Raw genomic sequence first — 24,328 nt, forward strand, 5'->3', positions numbered from 1 at the left:
GGTGATTGAACAATACAGGTTGTACGGAATATGTTTCGCAAGTTAACTCGAGAACCTTTGATCCATTTTCTTGGAGGCGCGCTGCTGGTTTTTGGATTTTTCTGGGCGACCGGCACCAACCGAGACCCGGCGGATTATGCTATCAACGTCGGTGATTCCGATATTGCGCGCCTCAAGGCAACCTGGGTTCAAAATTTCCGTCGGGCGCCAACACAGGATGAACTGGACAGCCTGATTGACCAGGAAATTGCCGAAGAAATCTATTATCGTGAAGCTTTGCGATTGGGGCTCGACAAAAATGATCCGGTCATTCGGCGCAGGCTCTATACAAAGATGCGGTTTATCGATGGCGAAGAAACGGCCAATGCCGATCCATCGGATGCCGTTCTGCAAGAATGGATGGATAAATATCCCAACAAATATGCTCTGAAACCACTCTATGATTTTACACAAATCTATTTGGGCCAAATCGACTCAGCCGATGCAAAAAAACGGATTGATCAAATGAATGCCGGCATAGATCCTGCCAAATTTGCGCAATCCATATCGCTGCCCGCTACACTCACACAAGCCAGCAGCTCAGAGATATCCCGGCCGTTTGGTGATCGTTTTGCCGGACAGATTGAAGCATTGAAGCCCGGTGCGTGGCGCGGCCCGATCACATCCGGCTTTGGCGTTCACGCGGTCAAACTTACCGGCATAACCCCCGGCAAAAAGGCCGCACTCAATGATGTCCGGCAACAGGTGGTCAACGACTGGCGCGCCGATGGTCAAGCCGCGCAAAAGGAAAAGGCGCTATCTGACTATCGCGCACAATATGAAATCACGGTCGCTGGCCGACCATGAACCGCTGGTTCGCTGTAATATTGCTGTGCCTCGGCCTTTCCCTGTGGTCGACAAGCGCGCGCGCCGATGAATTGCGGCCTGCCTATATCGAAATGACCGAGCAATCTCCGGGCCAATGGACGCTCCTCTGGAAGGCATCGGCAAATTCGCGCCTTGGTAGGAACGGCGAAATCATATTGCCCGAGAATTGCAAAGCCACAGATGAACGCAAACGCGAATTTGCGGCCAGCAATATCCTCACCCGACTCACATTGAAATGCAAAGGGTCCATTCAGGGACAAGCCATCGGCCTAAAGGGCCTTGAGCTGTCATCCACCGATGCGCTCGCGCGCATTGCTCCGATTGACAGCGCCATGCAAACCGTCCGTCTGACGCCTGCCCAACATGTCGCAACATTGGAGAAACCGTCCGTCATCTCCAATGTCGCAGCAACTTATACGATCATCGGATTCGAACATATATTGCTCGGATTCGATCATCTGTTTTTCGTGCTCGCACTGGTCTTGCTGCTGAAGGGCGGCTGGCTCATAGCCAAGACCGTCACCGCCTTCACCATTGCCCATAGCCTTACCTTGGTCGGAACGACGCTTGGTTTCTTATCGCTCCCTTCCCGACCGGTTGAAGCGATCATCGCGCTCTCTATTGTCTTTCTGGCTGTCGAGGTTGTCAAAGCCAAACCGGATGATCTGCGCCTATCGGAACGCTTCCCATGGATCGTCGCCTTTCTGTTCGGGTTGCTCCACGGATTCGGCTTTGCCGGGGCGCTAGCGGAAATCGGTTTGCCCGAGGGCGACGTCCCACTGGCGTTGCTAACCTTCAATCTGGGAGTCGAAATAGGACAGCTGGCGATCGTCGCTTTGGCGTTGGCCGTGCTTCACGGGCTACGAAAGTTTCAGCCGAGCTGGTTGCACCCCGCGAAAACGGCCACCGCCTATGGAATCGGAATCATTGCCACCTACTGGTTCGTTGAACGCATGATAGCCTGAACCCGTTCAGCGCTTGCTGCTACCAAGCTGCGCCACTCTAAGCTCAATCTTCTTCATTTCCGCCAGCAGTGACAATAGATTCATCCGGTCGAACAACCACATTTTGAGCAAGCCTACAGATTGGAACAACATCAGAAATCCGGCCGACCACAGGATTGTTTCACGGATCTGCTCGGCCTGAAAAGCCTGCCAGCCGCAATAGAGCGCCAGCAGGAAAAAGGCGAAAGTGGAGATTCCGACGATATAGGACCAGAACCGCATGGGACCATGTAATGTTGCGCCCAGCTGATCAAACAGCCCCCGCCCATTCTCCAGATCGTCCAGAAAGGCTTTGTCGTCCGCTGCAATATCGGCCGCGAGTTCCTCATCAAATTGTGTCATGTCATTCTCCTTCTTTTACATCGTCTGTTAGCAGCTTCTTGAGCTGGCGCCGGGCATGAAACACCCGGCTTTTGGCTGTGCCGAGGGGACAGCCGGTAACTTGAGAAATCTCCTGTACCGTCAGTCCCGAGCCGAAATAGAATGTTGCCGCGATGCGGTGTTCTTCGCTCAACGCGGAAAAAGCCTGATCCAGCGTCACTTTGTTTTCGGCTGATGCGGCTATGGTCTGATCCTCCGCAAAATTGCCCTGCTGTGTCCGTTCGCGCTGATTGCGCCGGATCCGGTCGGAACATTTATGATGCAAGATGCGATAAGCCCATGGAGCGAAGCGGGAAGGATCGCGCAAGTTTTGCCAGCCTTTGCAAATGCCGGCCCATGTCTCTTGCACTGCGGTCCTTGCTTGTTCCTCATCCCGCAACAGCCGAAAAGCGGTGCTCATCAATCGGGGGTACCAACGCGCTGCAAGCCGCTCCCCGGCCCGTCGATCGCCCGCCTGCATGCGCGTGAGCAGCAGCTCATCGAATATCCTGTCGGTTTCATTATATCGCGCGCTCATGCCTCTAACCTTTACCCCTATAGTCGGAGCAAAGCGCAAAAAGGTTCAATCATGCAAAATTATTGAGCGGTATAGCCGCCATCGACAATAAATTCAGCGCCAGTCACATAGGTCGATTCATCCGAAGCAAGGAACAGCACGCAATTGGCAATATCCTCTGGTTCGCCCAGTCGTCCGACAGGAATGGCAGCCTCGATGGCGTCATAATTGTCTGAGTTGGTTTCGGCACCCTGGTCCTGCATATTCGTCCTGATAATGCCGGGATGCACCGTGTTGACGCGAATATTCTCGGCAGCAACTTCCAGAGCTACGGATTTGCTGAACATCTTCACGGCACCTTTGGATGCCGCATAGCTCGCGCTTCCGCGGAAACCGACAAGCCCTGCAACCGATGACATATTGACGATTGAACCGCCGCCGGATTTCCGCATCGCCCTTACCGCAACTTGTGTGCCGATAAAGCTGCCAGCAACATTGACTTCAAATTGGCTGCGCAGCGCACCGACGGCGCGATCGCTGCCCATGCCAGCGACATCCAATATACCGGCATTGTTGACCAGCACGTCTAATCGACCATGGTCTGCGAGCAGCGCTGTGACTACTGAGTCCCAATCTTCCTGCAATGCTACGTCATGCTTTGCGGCAGACGCATTGCCGCCCTTGGCTCTGATCAATGCAGCGGTTTCTTCCACACCCGGCAGATCAATATCGGTGAGAACAACAATGGCGCCTTCCGCCGCCAGCCGTTCGCCAATCGCTGCGCCGAGACCGGGGCGCGAAGCACCGCCGGTCACCAGCACAACTTTGTCATCCATGCGTTTTGTCATGGGTTCTATCCTGCTGGCGGTCTATGCGCCTCGTCAGACCAATCTTGCCGCGCAGCCCATTGTTCCAGCGTTTCGAACTCAACTTCTGGCAGGCGCTGCTGCATGAAGTCTGTGTCCACCTCGAACGGCCTCGTAACGTTGTTGTTGTTATATTCGTAGAATGCGGTGATGCCGGCAGCCATGGTTTCACGGTTTTCCGGTGGCACATCATCGCCGAAAGCTTCAACCAGATAGTCCCCAAATTCCTTTGGTGTACATGGATCATATTTAATTTCATGCCCAAATACCCGAGACAGAATTTCTGCCACTTCTGGGGGTTTGACACGCTGAGGTCCGCCGATGTTAAGCCATGAACCTTCAAAGTCAGGACGGTCCATAGCCGCGACCATACATTTGCCAACATCGTCAAGACTGATCCAGTTCGCTTCCAGAGTCGCATTATGTGGATAGACATAGCGCTTCTCGTCGACGATGAACGGCCGCGCCCAGTTGGTCAGCAGATTGTCCATGAACAAGACCGAACCGAATACCGTTGCCGGCATGCCGGAACGCATGATTTCGTTCACCGCAATGGTATTGTTGCCATATGTGTGAGGATCACCGGGACGTTCCGGAATCCAGCTGGAAGTGTTCCAGACAAAGCGTTCAGTGCCCGCTTCCTTGGCCGCAGCCGCTACCCGGCCGACCATAGTTGCGCGATCTTCCCGCGCTTGTAGTGGATGGGTATAGAAAACAGCGTCGGAACCTTCAAAGGCCGGAACCCAGGTCGAATCATCATAGAGATCGATCGTACGGCATTCATCAGCAGCATTGGTGCCGCCCAGATCGGGGTTTTCGCTGCGTGACAATGCACGAACCTTGTGCCCCGCTGCAGCCAATTGCCGTATTTGTGCCAGACCTTGTCGCCCTGTCGCACCCACAACTGAAACCAATGCCATATTATCTCTCCTTTTGATTATGGAGAGACGCTAGAGCCGAACCTGCCCAGCCCCAATGCTCCATTTTGTCAGGACATTATTGTTAGGGCCGGTTTACCGAGAGCCAACTCAGCCCGCCTCTTCGTTCAACATCGCCTGCCAGCGCTGCATGCCGGAAATCCAGCGCTCCGGATCGGCGCCCTTTTGTTTGATATAGTCACCCACTTTGGGGTGAGGGAGAATCAGGAAGCGCTCGTCCCCAATTGCTTCAACGCAAATATCGGCCACACCTTCGGCACTGATGATGCCATCCTTAGCCACGGTGGATGTATCAACGCCGGCAATCATCGGTGTGTCGACGCCTTGCGGACAGAGCACAGAAACTTTCAGCCCTTCTGCTCCATGGGTGATGGCCAGCCATTCGGCGAAGCTGACCGCGGCATGCTTCGTCACCGAATAGGGCGCGGACCCAATCTGTGCCAGCAGCCCGGCAGCCGAAGCGGTATTCAGCAAATAGCCGCCCCCGCGACCGACCATTTTGGGCACCAAAATCCGCGCGGCCCGGATATGAGCTAGCACATTGATGTCCCAAATATTCTGCCAAATTTCATCATCCACTTCCGCGCCACCAATGGTAATGATGCCGGCATTGGAGACGAACAGATCAATCGGGCCGATATCGTTTTCGACAGTTTCGATGAGATCGCTTATGTCTGTCGCCGAAGAAACATCCGTCTTGATCGCAACGCCGCCCACTTCATCGGCAACGGCTTGCGCCCCCGCAAGATCGCGGTCCGCACAGATGATCTTCTTCGCGCCTTCCGCCCCGAACCGGCGAGCCATAGCTGCACCGATGCCGCTGGCACCGCCGGTTATGACGATAATCTTGTCTTGCAATTGCATTTTGATCTTGTCCTGCTTGAATAAATTAATCACTCGCTTAAAGATGCGAAGCGGGTAGAACAAGCGCAAGATTGCACGCGCAGGAAAACGGGTGCCTATGTTCCAGGCGCGCGGGATTTTGCAGTTCATCGAAAATGCAACGAAGGAGAAAATAATGTTCAGTCATCTCATGGTCGGAACAAACGACATCGAACGGTCCCAAACATTCTACACCGCCCTTCTGGGAACACTCGGCGCTGGCGAACCTATGGTTGATGTTAAGGACGGCACGACCCGGCTCTTCTACATGCATGGTGGCGGAATATTCTCCGTGTCCCAACCGATTGACGGACAAGAAGCCTGCCCGGCCAATGGCGGAACCGTAGGCTTTGCATGCGATTCTCCTGAACAGGCCGATGCTTGGCATCAGGCCGGCCTCGACAATGGCGGAACGTCTATCGAGGATGCTCCAGGCGTTCGCGAAGGCAGCATGGGCAAGCTCTATCTCGCCTATCTGCGTGACCCGGACGGCAACAAGCTCTGCGCCCTGCACCGCATGGGTTAAGGCACATGCCGGACAAGATCATCCGCATCGGCGGCGCTAGCGGCTATTGGGGCGAAAGCGCCATGGCGACGCCGCAACTGCTCGATGCGGGTGTCGACTATCTAGTCTATGATTATCTCGCCGAGATCACCATGTCGATCATGGCCCGCGCGCATGCCAAAGATCCAGCAGCGGGCTTTGCGGGCGATTTCATCAGCGCTGTATTGAAACCTCATGCCAGGACCATTGCCGCGCAAGGGGTCAAGGTCATTGCCAATGCGGGCGGCGTCAATCCCGCTTCCTGCGGAGAGGCGGCAAGGGCTCTGATCAAGGAGCAAGGTCTCGATCTAAAAGTGGCGGTGATCACTGGCGATAATCTGCTTGCCAAGCGGGATGCGATCGCAACTGCCGCGCCTACCGAAATGTTCACCGGTGCGGCTTTCCCTGACAAAGACAAAATCGCCAGCATCAACGCCTATCTCGGAGCCTTCCCGATAGCCCGTGCACTGGCGGAAGGCGCGGATATCGTGATCACCGGCCGCTGCGTCGACAGCGCAGTGACCCTTGGCGCCTGCATCCACGAATTTGGTTGGTCGGCGAGTGACTATGATCTGCTAGCCAGCGGAAGCCTCGCGGGCCATTTGCTGGAATGCGGGCCACAAGCCACCGGCGGCAATTATACCGACTGGGAAGACGCTGGCGACATATCCAATATCGGCTATCCGATTGGCACGGTTTCCGCCGACGGGTCTTTCACAGTCAGTAAACCCGAAGGCACCGGAGGCTGTGTAACCGTCGGCACGGTGTCGGAGCAGATGCTATACGAGATCGGCGATCCGCAGGCCTATATGCTGCCCGACGTCATCTGCGATTTTTCCGACGTCACAATAGCCCAGACGGGAGAGGATCTGGTGCAGGTTTCTCCGGCCAAAGGCTATGCCGCGCCGGATCATTATAAAACCTGCCTGACCTATGGCGAAGGCTTTCGCGGCGGCACTTATGTCAGTTTTTACGGATTTGATGCGGCCCGCAAAGCTCAGAAATTCTGCGACAATGTCTTTGTCCGGGCCAACCGAATTTTGCGTGGCCACAATCTAGGCGATTATAGCGAGACCAGCGTCGAGCTCATCGGTGCCGAAAGCCAGTTTGGCGACTTTTCAGCAAACAGCGCGCCGCGTGAAGTGGTTGCAAAAATCGCTGCCAAACATAGTGAAGCGACGGCCATCGGAATCTTGCTGCGCGAACTGTCTGGATTGGGTCTGGCCACGCCAGCAGGCCTGAGCGGCTTTTCCGGCGCCCGCGCCAAGCCTTCGCCCGTGGTGCGCCTGTTTTCCTATCTCACGCCGAAAAACGCACTGAGCATAGAGATTGATATCGATGGCGGAATAATCGCGTTTCAAGATGCCGACGGCCTGGCTTTCGATCCGGCCGTCATCGAACGCCCGCGGCTTCCATCGGCGCCCGGCGGAACGGATGCCGATCTCATGGTGCCGCTAATCCAGTTGGCTTGGGCACGATCCGGCGACAAAGGCAATAAGGCCAATGTCGGCGTAATCGCCCGCGATCCAGCCTATCTTCCTTATATCTGGGCGGCTCTAACCCGAAATTCCGTGGCCGAACGCTTTGGCCATTTTATCGACGGTGGTGCTGATCCCGCGAAAGTAGAGAAATATTCACTGCCCGGCTCCCATGCGATCAATTTTCTGATCGATGCCGTGCTGGGCGGCGGCGGCGTGGCAAGCATCAGAAATGATGCCCAGGGCAAAGGCTATGGCCAGATATTGCTCGCCCATCCGGTTATGATCCCGACGGCGCTCGCTGAACAGCTAAACAATGACAAAGGACAAATGCAATGATGCAGGAAGCACAGGATTTCAGAGACGAGAGCGACACGCTCGCCGCCGTCCTCGCCAATGCCGATGACAGCCTGCTTGCTACGATCACCCAATTCAAAGGCTGGACGATAGAAGATGTCATTGGCCATCTGCATATCTGGAACGCCGCCGCGTTAATGACGTTGCAGGACCCGGACGCTTTCAAGCAATTCATCAAAGAGATGATGACAGCGCTTCAGGCCGGCAAGAGCCACATCGACATGCAATATGCATGGCTGGACGAACATGCCGGCGGGATCCGCGGCAGGGCTCTGCTGGATGCCTATAGCGACTATTATCCGAAACTTGCCGCCGCCTATGGCGAAGCCGATCCCGAACATCGCGTTGCCTGGGCCGGTCCCGACATGACCACCCGTTCAAAGATCATCGCGCGCCAAATGGAAAGCTGGTCGCACGGGCAAGAGATATTCGATATCCTGGGCCAGGAACGTGCAGATGGAGACCGTGTCCGCAACATCGCGCATCTCGGCGTCACCACCTATGGCTGGACCTATCGCAATCGCCGTCAGGAACCGCCGGCTCCCAAGCCCTTTGTCCAGCTAACGGCGCCATCGGGCGCCATCTGGGAATGGAATGATCCACAAGAAGACAATGTGGTGCGCGGCAGCGCTGTCGAATTTTCGCAGGTCGTCACCCAGACGCGCAATGTCGATGACACCAATCTCGAGACAGTCGGCGCGACCGCCCGCCAATGGATGGAAATCGCTCAATGCTTTGCGGGTGGCCCGGAAACACCGCCGGCGAAGGGGGTAAGGGCTTTGGTGGTTGGTTGAACAGGATTGGATTACATCAATCCACCTTATGGCCGCTCCGGTCTCTTTTTCCGTTCGTCAGCAGCCACCATTTCATGGCGCGGCGCGCGATGAAATGGTGGGGAATTTAGGGCCGATTGCCACTAGCTAGCAGAAGCGCGTCTCTTTTGGGCAGTGGCTTCAAAGATTGTGCAGATTTTCCTTCACTTATCCATTCCCGCTGTTTAGCAGGCAGATATTCGTACGGTGTCGCCAGACTGAGGAATATATGAAGCTAAATTCGGTTCTGATCACCGGCGGTACCGGTTCTTTTGGCAAAACGATGCTCGGCCAGTTGCTTGATTCCGGAGTACCGGAAGTTCGCATACTGAGCCGCGATGAAGAGAAGCAAGATGCCCTGCGGAACCAACTCAACGATAGCAGGATCAACTTTTACATTGGCGATGTGCGCGACCGAGACAGCGTCGACAGAGCGATGGCTGGAGCGGACGCCGTATTTCATGCCGCCGCGCTAAAACAGGTGCCGTCCTGCGAATTTTTCCCGATGGAGGCCGTTAAGACGAATGTTCTGGGGTCGGAAAACGTAATCCGCTCAGCCATCCGGCACAAAGTTAGAAGCTTGGTTTGCCTCTCCACAGACAAGGCCGTTATGCCGATCAATGCCATGGGAATATCCAAGGCCATGATGGAAAAGCTGGTGCAATCAGCAGCGCGGGAAATTGGCCCCGATGCCGACACCATCATTTCTTCCGTCCGCTATGGTAATGTGATGTATTCTCGTGGATCGGTCATTCCGCTGTTTATCAAGCAGATAAAATCTGGCAAACCGATTACCGTAACCGAACCCAAAATGACCCGCTTTCTAATGCCCCTCCGGGACAGCGTTGCGTTGGTACGGTTTGCGTTTGACAAAGCACGACAAGGCGATCTTTTTGTAAAAAAAGCACCGGCGGCAACCATTTCGGATTTGGTCACCGCGCTGATCGAGCTTTTTGGAGTTCCGGAACACGAAGTAAAACATATAGGCTGGCGCCATGCGGAGAAGCTATATGAAACTCTAGCCAGCGCCCAGGAATTGGCGGGAGCTGAGGACTTAGGGGACTATTATCGCCTGCAACTCGATGAGCGTGACCTTAATTACAACGCTTATTTCATCGAAGGTGAGAACAAAACGCAGAAGCTGGACGACTTCCATTCGCACAATACCGAACAGTTGGACGTTGCTGGAGTGAAAGAACTTTTGCTTTCGCTGCCAGAGGTTCAGGCCGAACTAGCTAGCTGGAAACTAGAAAAATCATGAAAATTGCGGTCACGGGTGCGAAGGGTTTGCTGGGTTGGCACGCTTCAGCGCGCATACACGCTGAAATTTGTGGCGACCAGTTTCACGGCAGAACACCAAAGTTTGAGTTGGTGCAGATTGATCGTGAAGCTTTTAGAGATACCGATACGCTTGCCGAAATGCTGCAAGGTTCTGATGCGATCTTGCACTTTGCTGGCGTCAACCGCGGAGAGGAAGAGTTCGTCGAGCGGGCCAATCCGAAAATTGCCGAACAATTGGTTCAAGGATGTCAGCAAGCCAAAATCAATCCGCATATTGTTTACGCAAATTCGACGCACAGCCGGAATGACAGCTTTTATGGTCGCTCCAAACGAATAGCAAAAGAAACCCTCTCAGATTTTGCCAGTCGTTTTACCGACATAGTCTATCCCCATATTTTCGGTGAATGTGCCATTCCTTATTACAATAACGTCACAGCGACGCTGATTGACAAAATATGGAAAAATGAGGAAGCAGAACTGAACCCGGACGGCCGGGTTCAACTGTTGCACGCCGGGAAAGCGGCGCAATTAGCAATTGATTCAATAGTTGATATCAAAACCGGAACCATCGAACCGGAAGGTCGCGACATTTCCGTAATCGACCTATATGATAGGCTAAAATCATTCCATCGAGACTATAGCACAAATATCTTTCCCGATGTCAGCGACCCTTTCGATCTCGCGCTTTTTAACAGCTACCGAACAGCGAGTTTCCCGCATCATTACCCGAATATGCTGAAGGTGAACGAAGATCATCGAGGCATGCTTTTCGAAGCTGCCAAAGGTGGTAATCAACCACAGAGTTTTCTATCGACCACCAAGCCCGGCAAAAGACGTGGCGATCATTTTCACCTCGATCTCGTTGAACGTTTTCTTGTGGTAAAAGGTGATGCCATAATCCGCATCAGGCGGGTTCTTTGCGATGAAGTGCATGAATTTCGCGTATCGGGTAACGAACCCGCTGCCATCGATATGCCGCCACTGCATACACATGCTATTGAAAATCAGACAGACGAGGATGTGACTACTTTTTTCTGGTCTCATCATCTGTTCGATCCAGTCAACCCAGACACTTTTGCTGATCCGGTTTGAGGAGTTCACCCATGAAGTCAAAATTGAAAGTCATGACTGTCCTTGGCACGCGGCCGGAAATTATCAGGCTTTCTCGCGTCATGACTTTACTCGACCAACATGTGGATCACCGGATCACACATACAGGACAAAACTGGGACTATGAACTGAACGAAGTTTTCTTTTCTGATCTAGAAGTGCGAAAACCCGACAATTTTCTCGGGGTCGACACTTCCAGTCTCGGGACGGTGCTTGGCGGCATATTAATCGAGACAGAAAAGCTATTAAAAGCAGACCGACCTGATGCAATGCTTGTTTTGGGTGACACCAACAGTGCCATCGCGGCCATAATAGCCCGCAGGATGAAAATTCCTGTCTATCACATGGAAGCCGGAAACCGGAGCTTTGATCGCAATGTTCCTGAAGAGACCAATCGACGATTGGTAGATCATATCAGCGATTTCAATCTCGTTTATACAGAACATGCCCGCCGCCATTTGCTTAGCGAGGGACTGGAACATCAGCGGATATATCTAACCGGCTCGCCGATGTACGAAGTACTTGAACATTATCGAACCAAAATCGAAGCATCCGATATCCTGAACGAACTGGAACTCGAAGCCGGAAAATATTTTATCGTATCTATTCACCGGGAAGAGAATGTCGACAACAGGGACCGGCTCACATCGTTGGTAAACACGCTAAACGCTTTAGCCGAGAAATATGGGTTTCCGGTCATTGTGTCCACTCACCCCCGCACACGCAACCGACTTGAAAGCCTAGACGGCATGGCGCTGGATGATCGCGTTCGCTACTTGAAGCCTTTTGGCTTTCACGATTACAATCATCTGCAAATGAAGTCCTTTTGCGCGATATCCGACAGCGGAACGATTGCAGAAGAAAGCAGTATCTTGGGATTCCCCGCGATCACGCCCCGCGATGCGATCGAGCGACCGGAAGCCTTGGATACCGGGAATATCATTGTCACCGGACTCAATGAAGAAAATATCCTTGAATCTGTTGCCGCTGTAACTGCCATATTTCAAGCGAACCTTGAAAATGAAAAGCAATATGCAATTCCCACTGATTACCTAATCGAAAATACTGCGGAACGTGTTGCTAAATTGATTATCGGCACGGCAAGACTGTCCAATGACTGGGATGGCATCCGATTAAACGATTTCTGATTGTAAACAGCCATGACTTCTTCGGATAGGTTTCTCAAAAGACTTTTTGACCTAATAATCTCATTGGCAGGATTGCTGGTCTTGTGGCCAATAATATTGGTGGCGATCATTGTAGCAACCTTCAGTACCAAGGCGTTCGGTCTCTTTTCCCAAAAGCGAATGGGACGGTTCGGCAAGCCCTTTACCATTTACAAAATCCGCACCATGCGTATCGTTCACAATAATAAAACGCATATTACTGCGGCAAATGATGCCAGAATCACTCCGATTGGCGGGTTTCTTCGCAAAACCAAAATCGATGAATTGCCCCAACTGTGGAATGTGTTGGCGGGCACAATGTCCTTTGTTGGCCCTCGCCCAGACATGCCGGAATATGCGGAAAAACTAAAAGAACAGGACAAGGTGATACTGAATTTACGGCCTGGAATCACTGGGCCTGCGACTCTTGAATATCGAGATGAAGAGATCATTCTTGCCAAGCAACAGGATCCCATCGCCTACAATGATAACGTGATTTGGCCCCATAAAGTGGCAATCAACCGAGACTATTTTGAAAATTACAGCTTCAAAAAGGATATCGTTTATATTTTTAGAACGATCACATCCACATGAAGATTCTGATCATTTATCGCCATTTTTGGCCGGATAGCCCTCCTTACGCCTCCATGTTGCGCACTATATCTACGCATTTAGCAACGCAAGGCCATGACATCACAATCTGGTGCGAGCAGCCCTGCTATAAATCATCAGACATGAGTCGAGACTGCCCGTCCCATCAAGATCTCGAAGGTGTGGCCGTACATCGGATTAGCCGCTTCCCCTTGGCTAGCAAAATCAAACTGATAGCGATGCTTGGGAAAATATTGTTTCCGCTCCGCATTTTGATCAAAGCCATGTTTGCCAAGCTATCCGGCCAAAAATATGACTTGGTCTGGACAGCAACGATACCACCTGTGGTACAGGGGTTTGTAGGTAGAAAGACCAGCAAGCTGTTCAACGCAAAATTTCTCTACCACTGTCAGGACTTATACCCCGAGATTGCCAATCAAATGGGGCTTTTGAAGGAGACAGGGCTGTTTTACAGGCTGATAAAAGCAGTCGAAAAACGGAACCGGCGGGAAGCCGACTGTTTGGTCACACTTTCAGAAGATATGGCTCAAACAGTTTTGGAATTGCAAAAACCTTCTGGTTCACTCGAGATAGTGAACAATTTCAATTTGGATGACTTCGATACCGCAACGGAGAATACGGCTGAACATACAGCAGCAGATGACCATAACGAGCAGCCCATAAGAATAATTTTCGCCGGTAATTTGGGGTTGTTCCAGGGCCTGGACAAAATTGTCGATGCTGCGAGGATCATTGAATCACAATGCCCAACCATCCAAATATTGTTTCTTGGGGAAGGTAAGGCCCTAAACCAACTAAAACGGTCTGCGAATGGCTTGACCAATATCAAGTTCCAACCGCATCTGCCCTTTGCAGAAGCGAAACATATCATCGCGAAATCTGATTATGGTATTGTCTCCATTGAACCCGACATTTATCGCTTTGCCTATCCATCAAAGCTGCTGACTTATTTCGGTTTGGGCTTACCGGTTCTCGCCATTGTTGAGCAGGAAAGCGAATTGGCCCAAATGATTATGGCCAGATCTTTGGGTTATGTTTCCAAAGGCCGGACGGCTGCTGAAATTTCCGATATGCTGCTTCTGGTGGCGAAAGATCGAAACAAAATCAACATTATGAAATCCAGTGTAGCCAATACGCATCAAATGATGCTGAAACCGGATCGGCGGCTTCAACAATGGGCAAAGATCATTGATGGCCTGGAAAATATGCAATGATATTGCCATTGGGAAATTTTATGCCAGATACTCTAACAAAATCTATTGGCGTGTTCAAATGACCAAGCGAAAGGTGCTAATATTTAACCGATATTTCTTGCCAGGCTATAAAGCCGGCGGGCCCCCAAGAACGCTTGCAAACATGATATCTCTGCTGAGCAATGAGTTTGATTTTTACCTCGTAACCTTGGACCGTGATCTAGGTGATGAAAACAGCTATCCTGATATCGAAATCGGAAGTTGGATTCAAAGGGATAAATACCGAGTAATTTATCTCCCAAGGAAGGAAATTACCTATTCCAAATTGAAAAATTTGATCCGGGGAATTTCCCCGGATGTCGTTTACCTGAACAGTCTATGGGATATGCTATTCACTATACGAATACTGTTCCTTCGACGCTTGGGGATACTCCCCCGGGCGAAATTTGTTCTGGCGATTAGGGGTCAACTCTCGGATGGAGCAATGTCCATCAGGGCGAGACAGAAGCAACTGCTGTTGAAGTTATTCAAAATTTTTGCTGTGCTTCGCGGCCTGGTTATTCAAATCTCCAGCGAAAAAGAGAGAGTTGATTTTGAAAAGCAGCTGGGCGCCGACTTTATCAAAAGAACGAATATCAATATCATGGTTGCCGAGAATATTTCCATGTCCTCCGGAACGCTGATCGAAGGACAACCATTCCCATCCGAAACCACTGGACGTCTCAATTTATCCCTCTTGGGCAGAGTGGCCCCGATAAAAAACATCGATTTTGCAATCGAAACGCTCAAATATGTAAGGACACCTGTCGATCTGGAAATCACGGGACTATGTGAAGATCAAAATTATTGGCAGATTTGCCAGGATTTGGTTCAGACGCTACCCGATCACGTAACGGTTAACTTTTCTGGCCCCGTATCACCTGCGATGATTCCCGATATGCTAAACCAAAAAGATCTGTTTTTCTCACCAACCAAGGGTGAAAATTATGGCCATGCTATCGCCGAAGCGCTTGGCGTTGGATTGCCCGTGTTGATAAGCGACCAAACGCCTTGGATTGAGTTGGATAAAATCGGTGTCGGTTGGGACTTACCCATCGACGACCCGAAAATTTTTGCCGAAAAAATCGACGCTTTTTCAAAAATTGAACCGGCAGAACGGCGCCAAATCAAGCTGAGGTGTTTGGAATATGCGACTGAGAAATTAAATAACAAAAAGATAGTCGACAATAATCGACGCCTCTTCTAAAAACCCCAAGATTGCGCTGGTTTTACAGCAATCACTCCTCCTCTCTCTAATAATCGGACAAACATAAATGTCAGAATTGTCTGAAACTTGCGAAACGCTAGTTGAAAAAATTGACGCACGTCGAGCCGTCGTTGGCATAATTGGACTTGGCTATGTAGGATTACCTTTATCGGTGGCAACTGCTGCCAAAGGATATGATGTTCTAGGCTTTGACGTCGATCCGACCAAGATTGTGTCGTTAAACGCAGGCAATTCTTACATTGATGCCGTTCCATCGGCAAAATTGTCTAAACTGGTTGATCAGAATAAATTTTTCGCGACCAGCGATTTCGACAAGTTGGCCGAATGTGACATCATAATTATATGCGTCCCGACACCATTGTCGCAACAAAGAGAGCCCGATCTGGGGTTTGTCATCACAACCGCGAACGATATTTTGCAACGTTTGCGACCCGGACAGGCCATTGTTCTGGAATCGACAACCTTCCCCGGAACTACAGAAGAAGTTTTAAAAACCATCTTGGAACAAGGCGGGCTAAAGTCCGGTGTCGATTTCTTCCTCGGTTTCTCGCCAGAACGGGAAGACCCTGGCAACGCTACTTATCATACAGAAACCATTCCAAAGGTTGTCGCCGGAGATGGTGAACAAGCTTTGCTGGTTCTGACAAAATTCTATGACTCGGTCGTCGATCAAGTGGTTCCTGTATCAACGCCAGCGACCGCAGAAGCGGTAAAAATAACCGAGAATGTATTCCGGGCGGTTAATATTGCACTGGTCAACGAGTTGAAATTGATCTTCGAGAAAATGGATGTCGATGTTTGGGAGGTGATTGATGCCGCGGCCACCAAACCCTTTGGTTTCATGCGCTTCACACCTGGCCCTGGATTGGGCGGACATTGCATTCCGATTGATCCGTTTTATCTCTCGTGGAAAGCCCGTGAATATGGGATGACAACGCGATTTATCGAGTTGGCCGGTGAAATAAACGTGGCCATGCCTCAATATGTAGTCAGTCGCATGGTAGACGCATTGAGCGAGAAACTGGGGTTGGCCGCTAGCAAAGCACGTGTTTTGATTGTCGGGATAGCGTATAAAAAGAATGTCAACGACATGCGGGAAAGCCCCGCCCTCGCCTTGATCGATTTGCTGGAAGCAAAAGGCACCACAACAGACTATTTTGATCCCCATGTGCCAGAAATTCCGCCAACGAGAGAGCATCAACAACTGGCTGGCCGCAAGTCGATTAACTTAAGCTCCGACACTATCAAAAACTATGACGCAGTTCTTATTGCGACAGACCACGATGCGGTGGACTATGCTATGGTTGTCCAGAACTCCAATCTCATTGTAGACACCCGCAATATCATTGCCAAGCATGCGCTTTCTATGACAAATGTTGTGAAGGCTTGATAGTGATTTTCACGCCTGCATCATCAGACCGATTGGCTGGCTAACGATATGGAACGGGCGAACGACATAAAGGCTATATATGGCGGCACAGCCCTTATGTTGCTTTTATTGACCGTTACCTGCCTTTCCGTTTCGCAGTTTTTTACCAGTGATGGTGTTTTTGAAACAATGACATTCATTGTTCCCATCACATTGATTGCAATTCTGGGAATAGCGAGCATTAAATTGGTAAGTATCGAGCCGGCACTGACATGGTCACCGGCATTGCTTTTCCTCATCTCAACCGCGGCATTTCATGGCTTTGGACCTTTGGTGAACGTATTGGGCAACCCGATAACTCTGGAATATCTTGCCAGACGCCCAATCTACGCATCGCCTCCCGAAGTTTTTGATGCAATAACGTTGAGTCTGATAGGCATATGCTGTGTTGTGTTTGGACTGTTCCTGTCGCTCGGGAAAAATCCAAAAATTGGGGCATTTGTGGATTCTACCCAAGGCTTTTTCATTAGACCTGAGTCGGCAACCATTGCTATATTGGGATCAGGCTTGTTCTTGCGCTATATCCTGATGTTCCCTTCGGACTGGGGTATTGTATCGATAACCATTCCAGGATTTATTCGAACGCTCAGCACGCTGTCAGATGTTGGCTTTGGTCTTTTACTATTTGTCGCACTAAGGCGCGGTCAATGGTGGATGCTATTGTTTGCCGTGGCATGGCCAATCCATTTTGGCTTGACCATTCTCGCATTGTCCAAAAATCTAATGGTCACAGCAATGATCTTTCCCATAATGGGTTACTACATTGCACAGCGGAAGAGTGGTCCTGTCGCTTTGATGACGCTAGCTGTAGTCTCGATCTATGTCTTTAGCCAACCGATCGTAGCCAATGCTAGACTTGAATTACGCGTTGACGGAATGGGCGGCGAGATCGTTGCTGGACCGATAGCGCGCGCTCAAGCAGTTGCCAGCTACTTCGATGAGAACAACCAATCCGTGGCGAAGATAAAGAGGTTCGACGCTCAACTTTGGTGGACACGACTGAATTATACAGCGCAACAGGCCACAGCCATGCGGTTTAAAGCAGATGGTGTCGAATCAAAATCCCTCAATCAGATCGGCATTATCTTTATCCCGCGTATAATCTGGCCGGACAAACCGGTATTGAGGGGGCCAGGACAAGATTTCTATTTTTTGGTGACTGGCCGGGACAATAACCGGATGAGTATCACGCTTTACGCTGACCTATTATGGCAGTTCGGTTGGATTGGGTTGATCCTAATCTGTATCCCTCTGGGCCTAGTGTTTGGTGTAATGAGCAGAATCATCGTACCCGAGCTAAAGGTTTTAAACTTCATTTATATTCCTGCGGCCTTAATCGGAATGAACATTGCGCTGATCGACCTGAATAAGTTCTTCATCAATGGCGTATTAACGAGCATTCCTATGTTTTTTATCTATCTGTATACCATCCAATTTTTTACGCAGCGCACTGAACACGAAGAACTAGCGGTAAGGTAAATGTTGCATCGCCGCCTTATCGAAGCCTGGCATGGTTCATCAGCTGGAAAAACCACAGTTTTTCTGCTGCTTATCAGCTTCACGAGCATTGCGCTTGGCGCTGTTTTAACAATCCTTCTTTCCCGCACTTTGGGTATAGAGCAATATGGTATATATATCTTTGTGTTCGGGATTGTGAATCTGCTGTTGATCCCGGCCGATGCTGGGCTGCCGACTTTGATGACCCGAGAGATCGTGAAGGGCCGCACAGATCAGAAAACCTCGAGCGTCACCGCCGTGATCCTATGGTCTCTATTGCTCATTCTGATTTTGGGCACGGTCACCGCAACAGCTTGGTTCGCATCGGGCATGTTTTTCCCAGATAGCCGAATTTCTTGGAATCTCAGACTTTGGTCAATCGGGCTGCTGTTTGGGTTCGCCCTATTATATTGGGTTACGGGGATTATTCAGGGTTTCGAGAAGCCGATACATTATGCGTTACCCAACGGGATTATTCGGCAAGTACTTTTCTTGACAATATTGCTTGTCAGTCTGACTTATGTGCCACTTACCGCCGAAATGGTCATGGCCATTCATTTTTTTGCGATCTGTATCGCGGTGTTGTGGGCCGCTTCGATTGCAATGCGAAGCATCCGGACCGGATTACCGGACTTTGGAAACGAAAAACCAAATTACCAGTCGAAAGACTGGTTTAGGAGCTTGCTTCCGCTTTCACTCGTTAAAGGCGTTGGGTTTCTCAACCATCGCGTCGATATTGTTATGATCGGCATGCTCAGTACCGTAGTAGCAGTGGGCGGGTATGGCGTTGCTCTTCAATTTTCAGCACTCTTGCTTATCGCACAAACATCAATCAACGCTCTTATTGGGCCCAAGATTGTCCGTGCATATCGAACGGAAAATTATACCTATCTTCAGAAACTGGTTAGCTACAGTGTCACCATATCTTCGGTATTTGCTCTCTTTTTTGCCTTGATACTGGTTTTTCTGGGGCAATATTTTCTCGAGTTTGTTATCGGTCGAGAGTTCCTGATTGCCTATCCTATTATTGTTATTCTGGTTGTAGGTCAGATTTTTAGCGCATGCTCGGGCCCAACGGCTTTGCTTCTAAACATGACCGACCATGAGAAAAAATCACTCATCACGGGGATAAACGCTGCAGTTCTCAACATCATTCTCAACTTGGCTTTGATCCCTTTTTACGGGGCAATTGGCGCGGCCATTGCTACCAGCCTTTCATTGGCGGCCATTCAGGTCCAACGCGGGTACATGGTCCGAAAATATATCAAAATCAAACCCGATATCATTTACGCTTTGACAACCGGTTTAGTCGGCCAAAGATAAAAAGAAATGGAAGTATAGGCCAGCACCATGATTGTCACCGACAGTTCAATATTTATACATTTGCAAAAGACCGGAGGCACCCATGTCGCGAAAGTTCTTTCCGAACTTTTGGATATTGACGCATCGGTCAGCCATGACCAATTGAGGAAACCAGACCCTACACGTGAAATCATCATGGGTATCCGCAACCCATGGGATTGGTACGTTTCACTTTGGGCATATGGCTGCCAATCCAAAGGTCGCCTTTTCGGTTATACCACATCTCCAAAACTTGCCGCGGCGCGACTGCCTCTAGGTGCTTCGCTCAAAAATCCATCCAGATGGAGAGATTTATCCATTCATTTGCGGAATCTGATCAACAAGGATGATGGTTTTTGGCGCGACTGCTATGCAAATAGTGAAGATCCTGAATGTTTCCGAGCCTGGATAAAAGCGATTATGACTGAGCACACTTCACGGCAAACCGGTGAGGAATATTCAGCCCTTGCCCTGAATGAAAGCTGCGGACTGATGACCTCGAGGTTTTTGAAACTTTCGTTGCCGCTTTCGAATTGGAACACCGTCAGAAATAGCATCAAAACACCCAGTGACGCCAAGCAAGTGATTGCTAAATACGGGTTGGTTTCGCGTTATATTCGAACGGAACATATGTCAGAAGATCTACACAAATGGATCCAAACGGTACGCCCGGAAACCTCATTCGACGATGTTGACAGTTTTGCGAGAACCAACACCTCTGATCGTCGTGACGCCAAGTTCTATTTCGATGATGCAACTATGGCAATGGTTGGAACTCGCGATGCGGTTATCACTCAAATGCACGGTTACAGTCTGTGATTTGGTTCAAAATTCTATTGAACACTAGAGCATGGCGCGTCTCGTGAAGCTTACTTATTATTTCAGAAAACCGAGGTATAGGGTGTTCAGTATCGAACGCGTCTACCAAACCGTTTCAGAACATTTGCCAAAAGATATCCAAACCCAGGACTTCATATGCGCACATACGTCTTCGGGCATCCTTAATCGCCTGCGAGATGCATGGGCTGCGCGAAAGTCGCAAGCCGATGTCAATCATGTCACTGGAGATATTCACTATCTCACTTACTTTCTCAGCAGAAAACGTACCATCTTAACGTTTCACGACTTTGGTTCGGTTACCCATGCTCATGGGCTTCGCAAATGGCTGCTTTGGCTTTTTTGGGTCTATTTGCCAGTGAAAAAAAGTGCGGAATTGATCACTATTTCGGAAGCGACGCGCAAAGAACTGCTCAAGCTGGTCAAAGTTGATCCAAACCATATTCATGTAATCCACAATCCATTGACACTAGCCGCTGTTGAAAAAAGGACACCCTTTAACGCCAAACGCCCTCAGATTTTGCAGATCGGAACAAAATCCAATAAAAACTTCTATCGACACGTAGAGGCCCTGCGGGAGATCCCTTGCGAAATGGTCATCGTCGGACAGTTGGATGATCAACAGAAGCAGACATTGAGTACAAAAAACATCCAGTTTACGCATCACGAGAATGTTTCGGATGCAAAAATCCAAGAAATATATGAGGATGCGGACATCCTCCTCTTCTCTTCCCTTGTTGAAGGCTTTGGATTGCCGATACTGGAAGCACAAGCTGCCGGCGTACCGGTCATAACCAGTAACTTGCTTTCCATGCCCGAAGTAGCCGGTGATGGTGCGTTACTCGTGAATCCAGAAAATGTGGATGAGATCCGGCGCTCCGTAGAAAAAATTATCAACGACGCAGACCTGCGTGCAAATCTAGTGGCCAAGGGCAAGAAAAATATTAGTCGCTTTGACCCACAAATAGTTGCCGAAAAATATGCAACTCTGTATCGAAAAGTGCTTCAATCAGCCATAGACTAGCTCAACTTCAATATCCGGCAGGGAAATAGTGTCTATTCTCAATTCCATTCAATATGCGATGTCCCATCCACTTGCGAGAAAAGCCCGCTTGCGGACAATTTCAAACATCGCGCGGTGGCAGATAAAGAGCCGTCTATATTCGGATGCCGTGGTGATACCATGGATAGATGGCGCTAACTTAACAGCTAAGTCGGGAATGGTAGGTGCAACGGGCAATCTATATTTTGGATTGCATGAGTTTGCAGATATGGCGTTCCTGTTGCATTTTTTGCGCAGCGATGATCTATTTGTCGATGTGGGCGCAAATGTAGGCACCTATACGGTTCTTGCCAGCGGTGCCCGTCAGGCAAATTCAATTTGTTTTGAACCAGACCCGGACACATTGCTCTGGTTGAAGAAAAATATTCAAAACAATAAAATGGGTGATCGCGTCGATGTCATCTCCAAAGCAGTCGGTTCGCAGCCCGGAACTGTGCAGTTTAGCGTTGGCCTTGATGCCATCAATCATGTGATAGACGAAAAGGCCCCGGAGGAAGGCTCTGGGCGCTCGATGACAGTTACAACGCTGGACACCGAACTGCGGAATGTGCATCCGAATATCATCAAGATTGATGTCGAAGGTTACGAATCAGAAGTAGTAAAAGGTGCTCAAGAGACATTTGCCAAACCTTCACTACGGGCCATCGAATTGGAAACTGTCGACAATGACCTGATTACAAATCTTCAAAATCACGGTTTCAAGGAATATTTCTACGATCCTTTTTCAAGAACGCTCCGCGACAGACCCGGTGAAATCATTAGCCATAATAGTCTATTTGTCAGAGATCTAGATTTTGTGATCGATCGATTGAAAAATGCACCGCTAATAAATGCGATGGGGCAATCATTTTAACGACCTCAAGGTTTAGACAGGATGACAATATGAATTATCACGACCGCAAACGCGTTCTTGTAACTGGCGGTGCCGGATTTTTGGGTTCGCATTTAATCGACCGGCTGCTTGCCGAAGGTGCTGAAGTGCTCTGTGTCGATAATCTTTTCACTGGCAATAAGCGCAATCTGGACCATCTCATAAACCATCCCAGATTTGAATTCATGCGCCACGATGTATGTCTGCCACTTTTCGTAGAAGTGGATCAGATTTTCAATCTGGCATGCCCAGCGTCACCCGTTCACTATCAATATGATCCAGTGCAAACGACCAAGACTAGCGTACACGGCGCTATTAATATGCTGGGCCTCGCCAAGCGCTTGAAATGTAAGATTCTGCAGGCTTCAACCAGTGAAGTATACGGTGATCCGGAAATCCACCCTCAGGTTGAATCCTATTGGGGCAACGTGAATCCAATTGGTATTAGATCCTGTTACGATGAAGGCAAACGTTGCGCAGAAACGCTGTTTTTTGACTATCACCGGCAGCACAAGATCGAAATAAAGGTTGCAAGAATTTTCAACACCTATGGCCCCCGCATGCACCCAGCGGATGGTCGAGTGGTCTCCAATTTCATTATGCAAGCATTGCGAAACGAAGATATCACAATCTTCGGCAATGGATCGCAAACACGCTCCTTCTGCTATTATGAAGATCTCATCGACGGGTTCTTACGATTAATGAACACTGGACCAGATTTTACCGGTCCGGTGAACCTTGGGAATCCTGGCGAGTTCACCATCAAGGAACTGGCAGAGTTGGTCATAGATATGACGGGATCAAGTTCCAAGCTGACCTTCAACGATCTCCCTTCGGATGACCCAACCCAGCGCAAGCCGGATATCTCGCTGGCCGAAAGTGAACTTGATTGGCAGCCAAAGGTCGCACTCAAAGCCGGCTTGCAGAAGACAATTGAATATTTTGAACAATTCGTACGTGAACAGGATGATACAGGCTCCTGATGTCCTCCCGATCTGATATCGCATTTCTCTGGTCAGGGCTTCCTGATTATGCCGCCCGTTGTATTGGCCATCTCATCGAGGACACGAACTGTGCAGTAGATGTCATTGCTACGCGGCCGCGCGTTCCGATCGAGGGAATGGAAGAGTCACTGGGACAAAAAATTCACTGGCTTGATGATAGACAGGAAAAAATATCTTGGGATAAGTTTGGTTTGGCGCCACCCAAGCTCTTGTTCGTGAGTGGATATGCAATCCCTGCATTTAACAGCCTGGCGGACCAAGCGCGTTCACTGGGTACATCTGTTGTTCTGCTGTCCGATCACAATTGGCAGCGAACACTGCGGCAACGCTTTCTGGATCCCATCCGGCACAGGCTTTTGATCAATCACAAGTTTGACGGCCTTTTCGTGCCTGGAGCTGCTGGCAGAGTCCTTGGCGAACATTGCGGGTTTAAGCCGAATGACATTTGCGAAGGTCTATATGGAGCAGATTCATCCTTGTTTGCACCAGAATTACCTCTGGAATCACGTGAAAAACGGATGTTGTTTGTTGGCCAGTTTATTGACCGTAAAAACATCTTGGGGCTCGTTTCGGCTTTCCGGCGGTTCTCCGACGAGCATCCAGAATGGACCCTCGATTTATGCGGCAGCGGGCCGCAACGAGACCAAATCGAAGCGCATCCGAAATTGATCATACACGACTTTGTTCAGCCACCAGAATTGGCAAAATTAATGGCATCATCGCGTGTACTTGTTTTGCCTTCGTTAGAGGAACATTGGGGTTTGGTTGTTCACGAAGCGGCTTCGTCTGGCTGCGCGCTGCTGACAACCGACAATGTTGGCGCCGGTCATGACTTAATCCGTCCGGAAAATGGTATCCAATTCCCTGCCGGTGATGAAGCTGCGATATATGGAGCATTGTTGGAATTGGCCGGATGGCAACATGAGCAATGGGTCGAAGCCGGGCAATATTCACTCTCGGTTGCGGCAAATTTCGGACCGAAGCGATTTACCGAATCCGTTAAGAAGTTTCAGCTCAAATTGAACGGGTGAT

At 50.0% G+C, this 24,328-nt stretch carries 24 protein-coding genes; 19 read left to right on the forward strand and 5 right to left on the reverse strand.

Annotated features, from left to right (window positions below; genetic code table 11):
* Positions 1–57 precede the first annotated feature (57 nt).
* Positions 58–846, forward strand: a complete 789-nt coding sequence (locus tag ABJV08_RS02195) for a peptidylprolyl isomerase (protein ID WP_348038970.1) — start codon at positions 58–60, stop codon at positions 844–846.
* A complete protein-coding gene (locus ABJV08_RS02200; RefSeq protein WP_348038968.1) occupies positions 843–1,832 on the forward strand; it encodes a HupE/UreJ family protein in 990 nt (329 codons plus the stop codon). Before ABJV08_RS02195 ends, ABJV08_RS02200 begins: the two co-directional genes overlap by 4 nt.
* A gap of 6 nt (positions 1,833–1,838) precedes the next feature.
* Here the strand turns inward: ABJV08_RS02200 and ABJV08_RS02205 are convergent, their stop codons facing one another.
* The 5 genes from ABJV08_RS02205 to ABJV08_RS02225 form a co-directional block, all read right to left on the reverse strand.
* Positions 1,839–2,213: a DUF6768 family protein gene (locus tag ABJV08_RS02205; RefSeq protein WP_348038966.1), complete on the reverse strand. Its 375-nt coding sequence runs from the start codon at positions 2,211–2,213 to the stop codon at positions 1,839–1,841.
* 1 nt (position 2,214) lies between these two features.
* Positions 2,215–2,769: an RNA polymerase sigma factor gene (locus ABJV08_RS02210; protein ID WP_348038964.1), complete on the reverse strand. Its 555-nt coding sequence runs from the start codon at positions 2,767–2,769 to the stop codon at positions 2,215–2,217.
* Between the two features lie 59 nt (positions 2,770–2,828).
* Complete coding sequence (locus ABJV08_RS02215; protein WP_348038962.1) at positions 2,829–3,596, reverse strand: SDR family NAD(P)-dependent oxidoreductase; 768 nt, start codon at positions 3,594–3,596, stop codon at positions 2,829–2,831.
* 5 nt (positions 3,597–3,601) lie between these two features.
* Positions 3,602–4,534 (reverse strand): NmrA family NAD(P)-binding protein, encoded by a 933-nt coding sequence (locus tag ABJV08_RS02220; protein ID WP_348038960.1) that lies wholly within the window; start codon positions 4,532–4,534, stop codon positions 3,602–3,604.
* A gap of 108 nt (positions 4,535–4,642) precedes the next feature.
* Entirely contained in the window at positions 4,643–5,416 is a 774-nt protein-coding gene (locus ABJV08_RS02225; protein WP_348052701.1) for an SDR family oxidoreductase, read from the reverse strand.
* 154 nt (positions 5,417–5,570) lie between these two features.
* Between ABJV08_RS02225 and ABJV08_RS02230 the strand changes: the two genes are divergently transcribed.
* The 17 genes from ABJV08_RS02230 (at position 5,571) to ABJV08_RS02310 (ending at position 24,327) form a co-directional block, all read left to right on the forward strand.
* Positions 5,571–5,960 carry a VOC family protein gene (locus tag ABJV08_RS02230; protein WP_348038956.1) on the forward strand — a complete coding sequence of 130 codons (390 nt, stop codon included), beginning with the start codon at positions 5,571–5,573 and terminating at the stop codon, positions 5,958–5,960.
* 5 nt (positions 5,961–5,965) lie between these two features.
* The gene (locus tag ABJV08_RS02235; RefSeq protein ID WP_348038954.1) at positions 5,966–7,795 is read left to right on the forward strand and encodes an acyclic terpene utilization AtuA family protein; all 1,830 of its coding nucleotides are present in this window, start codon (positions 5,966–5,968) and stop codon (positions 7,793–7,795) included.
* On the forward strand, positions 7,792–8,607 hold the full coding sequence (locus tag ABJV08_RS02240) for a TIGR03084 family metal-binding protein (protein WP_348038952.1): 816 nt from the start codon (positions 7,792–7,794) through the stop codon (positions 8,605–8,607). Before ABJV08_RS02235 ends, ABJV08_RS02240 begins: the two co-directional genes overlap by 4 nt.
* 247 nt (positions 8,608–8,854) lie before the next feature.
* The gene (locus ABJV08_RS02245) at positions 8,855–9,886 is read left to right on the forward strand and encodes an SDR family NAD(P)-dependent oxidoreductase (protein ID WP_348038950.1); all 1,032 of its coding nucleotides are present in this window, start codon (positions 8,855–8,857) and stop codon (positions 9,884–9,886) included.
* Positions 9,883–10,998, forward strand: coding sequence for a hypothetical protein (locus tag ABJV08_RS02250; RefSeq protein ID WP_348038948.1), 1,116 nt, complete (start codon positions 9,883–9,885; stop codon positions 10,996–10,998). Before ABJV08_RS02245 ends, ABJV08_RS02250 begins: the two co-directional genes overlap by 4 nt.
* Positions 10,999–11,009: 11 nt before the next feature.
* A complete protein-coding gene (wecB, locus tag ABJV08_RS02255; protein WP_348038946.1) occupies positions 11,010–12,164 on the forward strand; it encodes a UDP-N-acetylglucosamine 2-epimerase (non-hydrolyzing) in 1,155 nt (384 codons plus the stop codon).
* 12 nt (positions 12,165–12,176) lie between these two features.
* The gene (locus ABJV08_RS02260; protein WP_348038944.1) at positions 12,177–12,776 is read left to right on the forward strand and encodes a sugar transferase; all 600 of its coding nucleotides are present in this window, start codon (positions 12,177–12,179) and stop codon (positions 12,774–12,776) included.
* Between the two features lie 53 nt (positions 12,777–12,829).
* The gene (locus ABJV08_RS02265; RefSeq protein WP_348114586.1) at positions 12,830–14,008 is read left to right on the forward strand and encodes a glycosyltransferase family 4 protein; all 1,179 of its coding nucleotides are present in this window, start codon (positions 12,830–12,832) and stop codon (positions 14,006–14,008) included.
* 58 nt (positions 14,009–14,066) lie between these two features.
* Entirely contained in the window at positions 14,067–15,233 is a 1,167-nt protein-coding gene (locus tag ABJV08_RS02270) for a glycosyltransferase family 4 protein (RefSeq protein ID WP_348114588.1), read from the forward strand.
* A gap of 67 nt (positions 15,234–15,300) precedes the next feature.
* On the forward strand, positions 15,301–16,644 hold the full coding sequence (locus ABJV08_RS02275; RefSeq protein WP_348038939.1) for a nucleotide sugar dehydrogenase: 1,344 nt from the start codon (positions 15,301–15,303) through the stop codon (positions 16,642–16,644).
* A 48-nt stretch (positions 16,645–16,692) separates the two neighbouring features.
* A complete protein-coding gene (locus tag ABJV08_RS02280) occupies positions 16,693–18,162 on the forward strand; it encodes a hypothetical protein (protein WP_348038937.1) in 1,470 nt (489 codons plus the stop codon).
* Positions 18,163–19,503 (forward strand): flippase, encoded by a 1,341-nt coding sequence (locus ABJV08_RS02285; protein WP_348038936.1) that lies wholly within the window; start codon positions 18,163–18,165, stop codon positions 19,501–19,503.
* A gap of 27 nt (positions 19,504–19,530) precedes the next feature.
* On the forward strand, positions 19,531–20,340 hold the full coding sequence (locus ABJV08_RS02290; protein WP_348038935.1) for a hypothetical protein: 810 nt from the start codon (positions 19,531–19,533) through the stop codon (positions 20,338–20,340).
* Positions 20,341–20,371: 31 nt separating this feature from the next.
* Positions 20,372–21,382, forward strand: a complete 1,011-nt coding sequence (locus ABJV08_RS02295) for a glycosyltransferase family 1 protein (protein WP_348038933.1) — start codon at positions 20,372–20,374, stop codon at positions 21,380–21,382.
* 28 nt (positions 21,383–21,410) lie between these two features.
* Positions 21,411–22,274, forward strand: a complete 864-nt coding sequence (locus ABJV08_RS02300; protein WP_348038931.1) for an FkbM family methyltransferase — start codon at positions 21,411–21,413, stop codon at positions 22,272–22,274.
* Positions 22,275–22,303: 29 nt separating this feature from the next.
* The gene (locus ABJV08_RS02305; RefSeq protein ID WP_348038930.1) at positions 22,304–23,275 is read left to right on the forward strand and encodes a UDP-glucuronic acid decarboxylase family protein; all 972 of its coding nucleotides are present in this window, start codon (positions 22,304–22,306) and stop codon (positions 23,273–23,275) included.
* Positions 23,275–24,327, forward strand: coding sequence for a glycosyltransferase family 4 protein (locus tag ABJV08_RS02310; protein ID WP_348038929.1), 1,053 nt, complete (start codon positions 23,275–23,277; stop codon positions 24,325–24,327). Before ABJV08_RS02305 ends, ABJV08_RS02310 begins: the two co-directional genes overlap by 1 nt.
* Position 24,328 lies beyond the last annotated feature (1 nt).

It is taken from the genome of Parasphingorhabdus sp. (genome assembly GCF_039982395.1).
Taxonomy (GTDB): Bacteria; Pseudomonadota; Alphaproteobacteria; order Sphingomonadales; family Sphingomonadaceae; genus Parasphingorhabdus.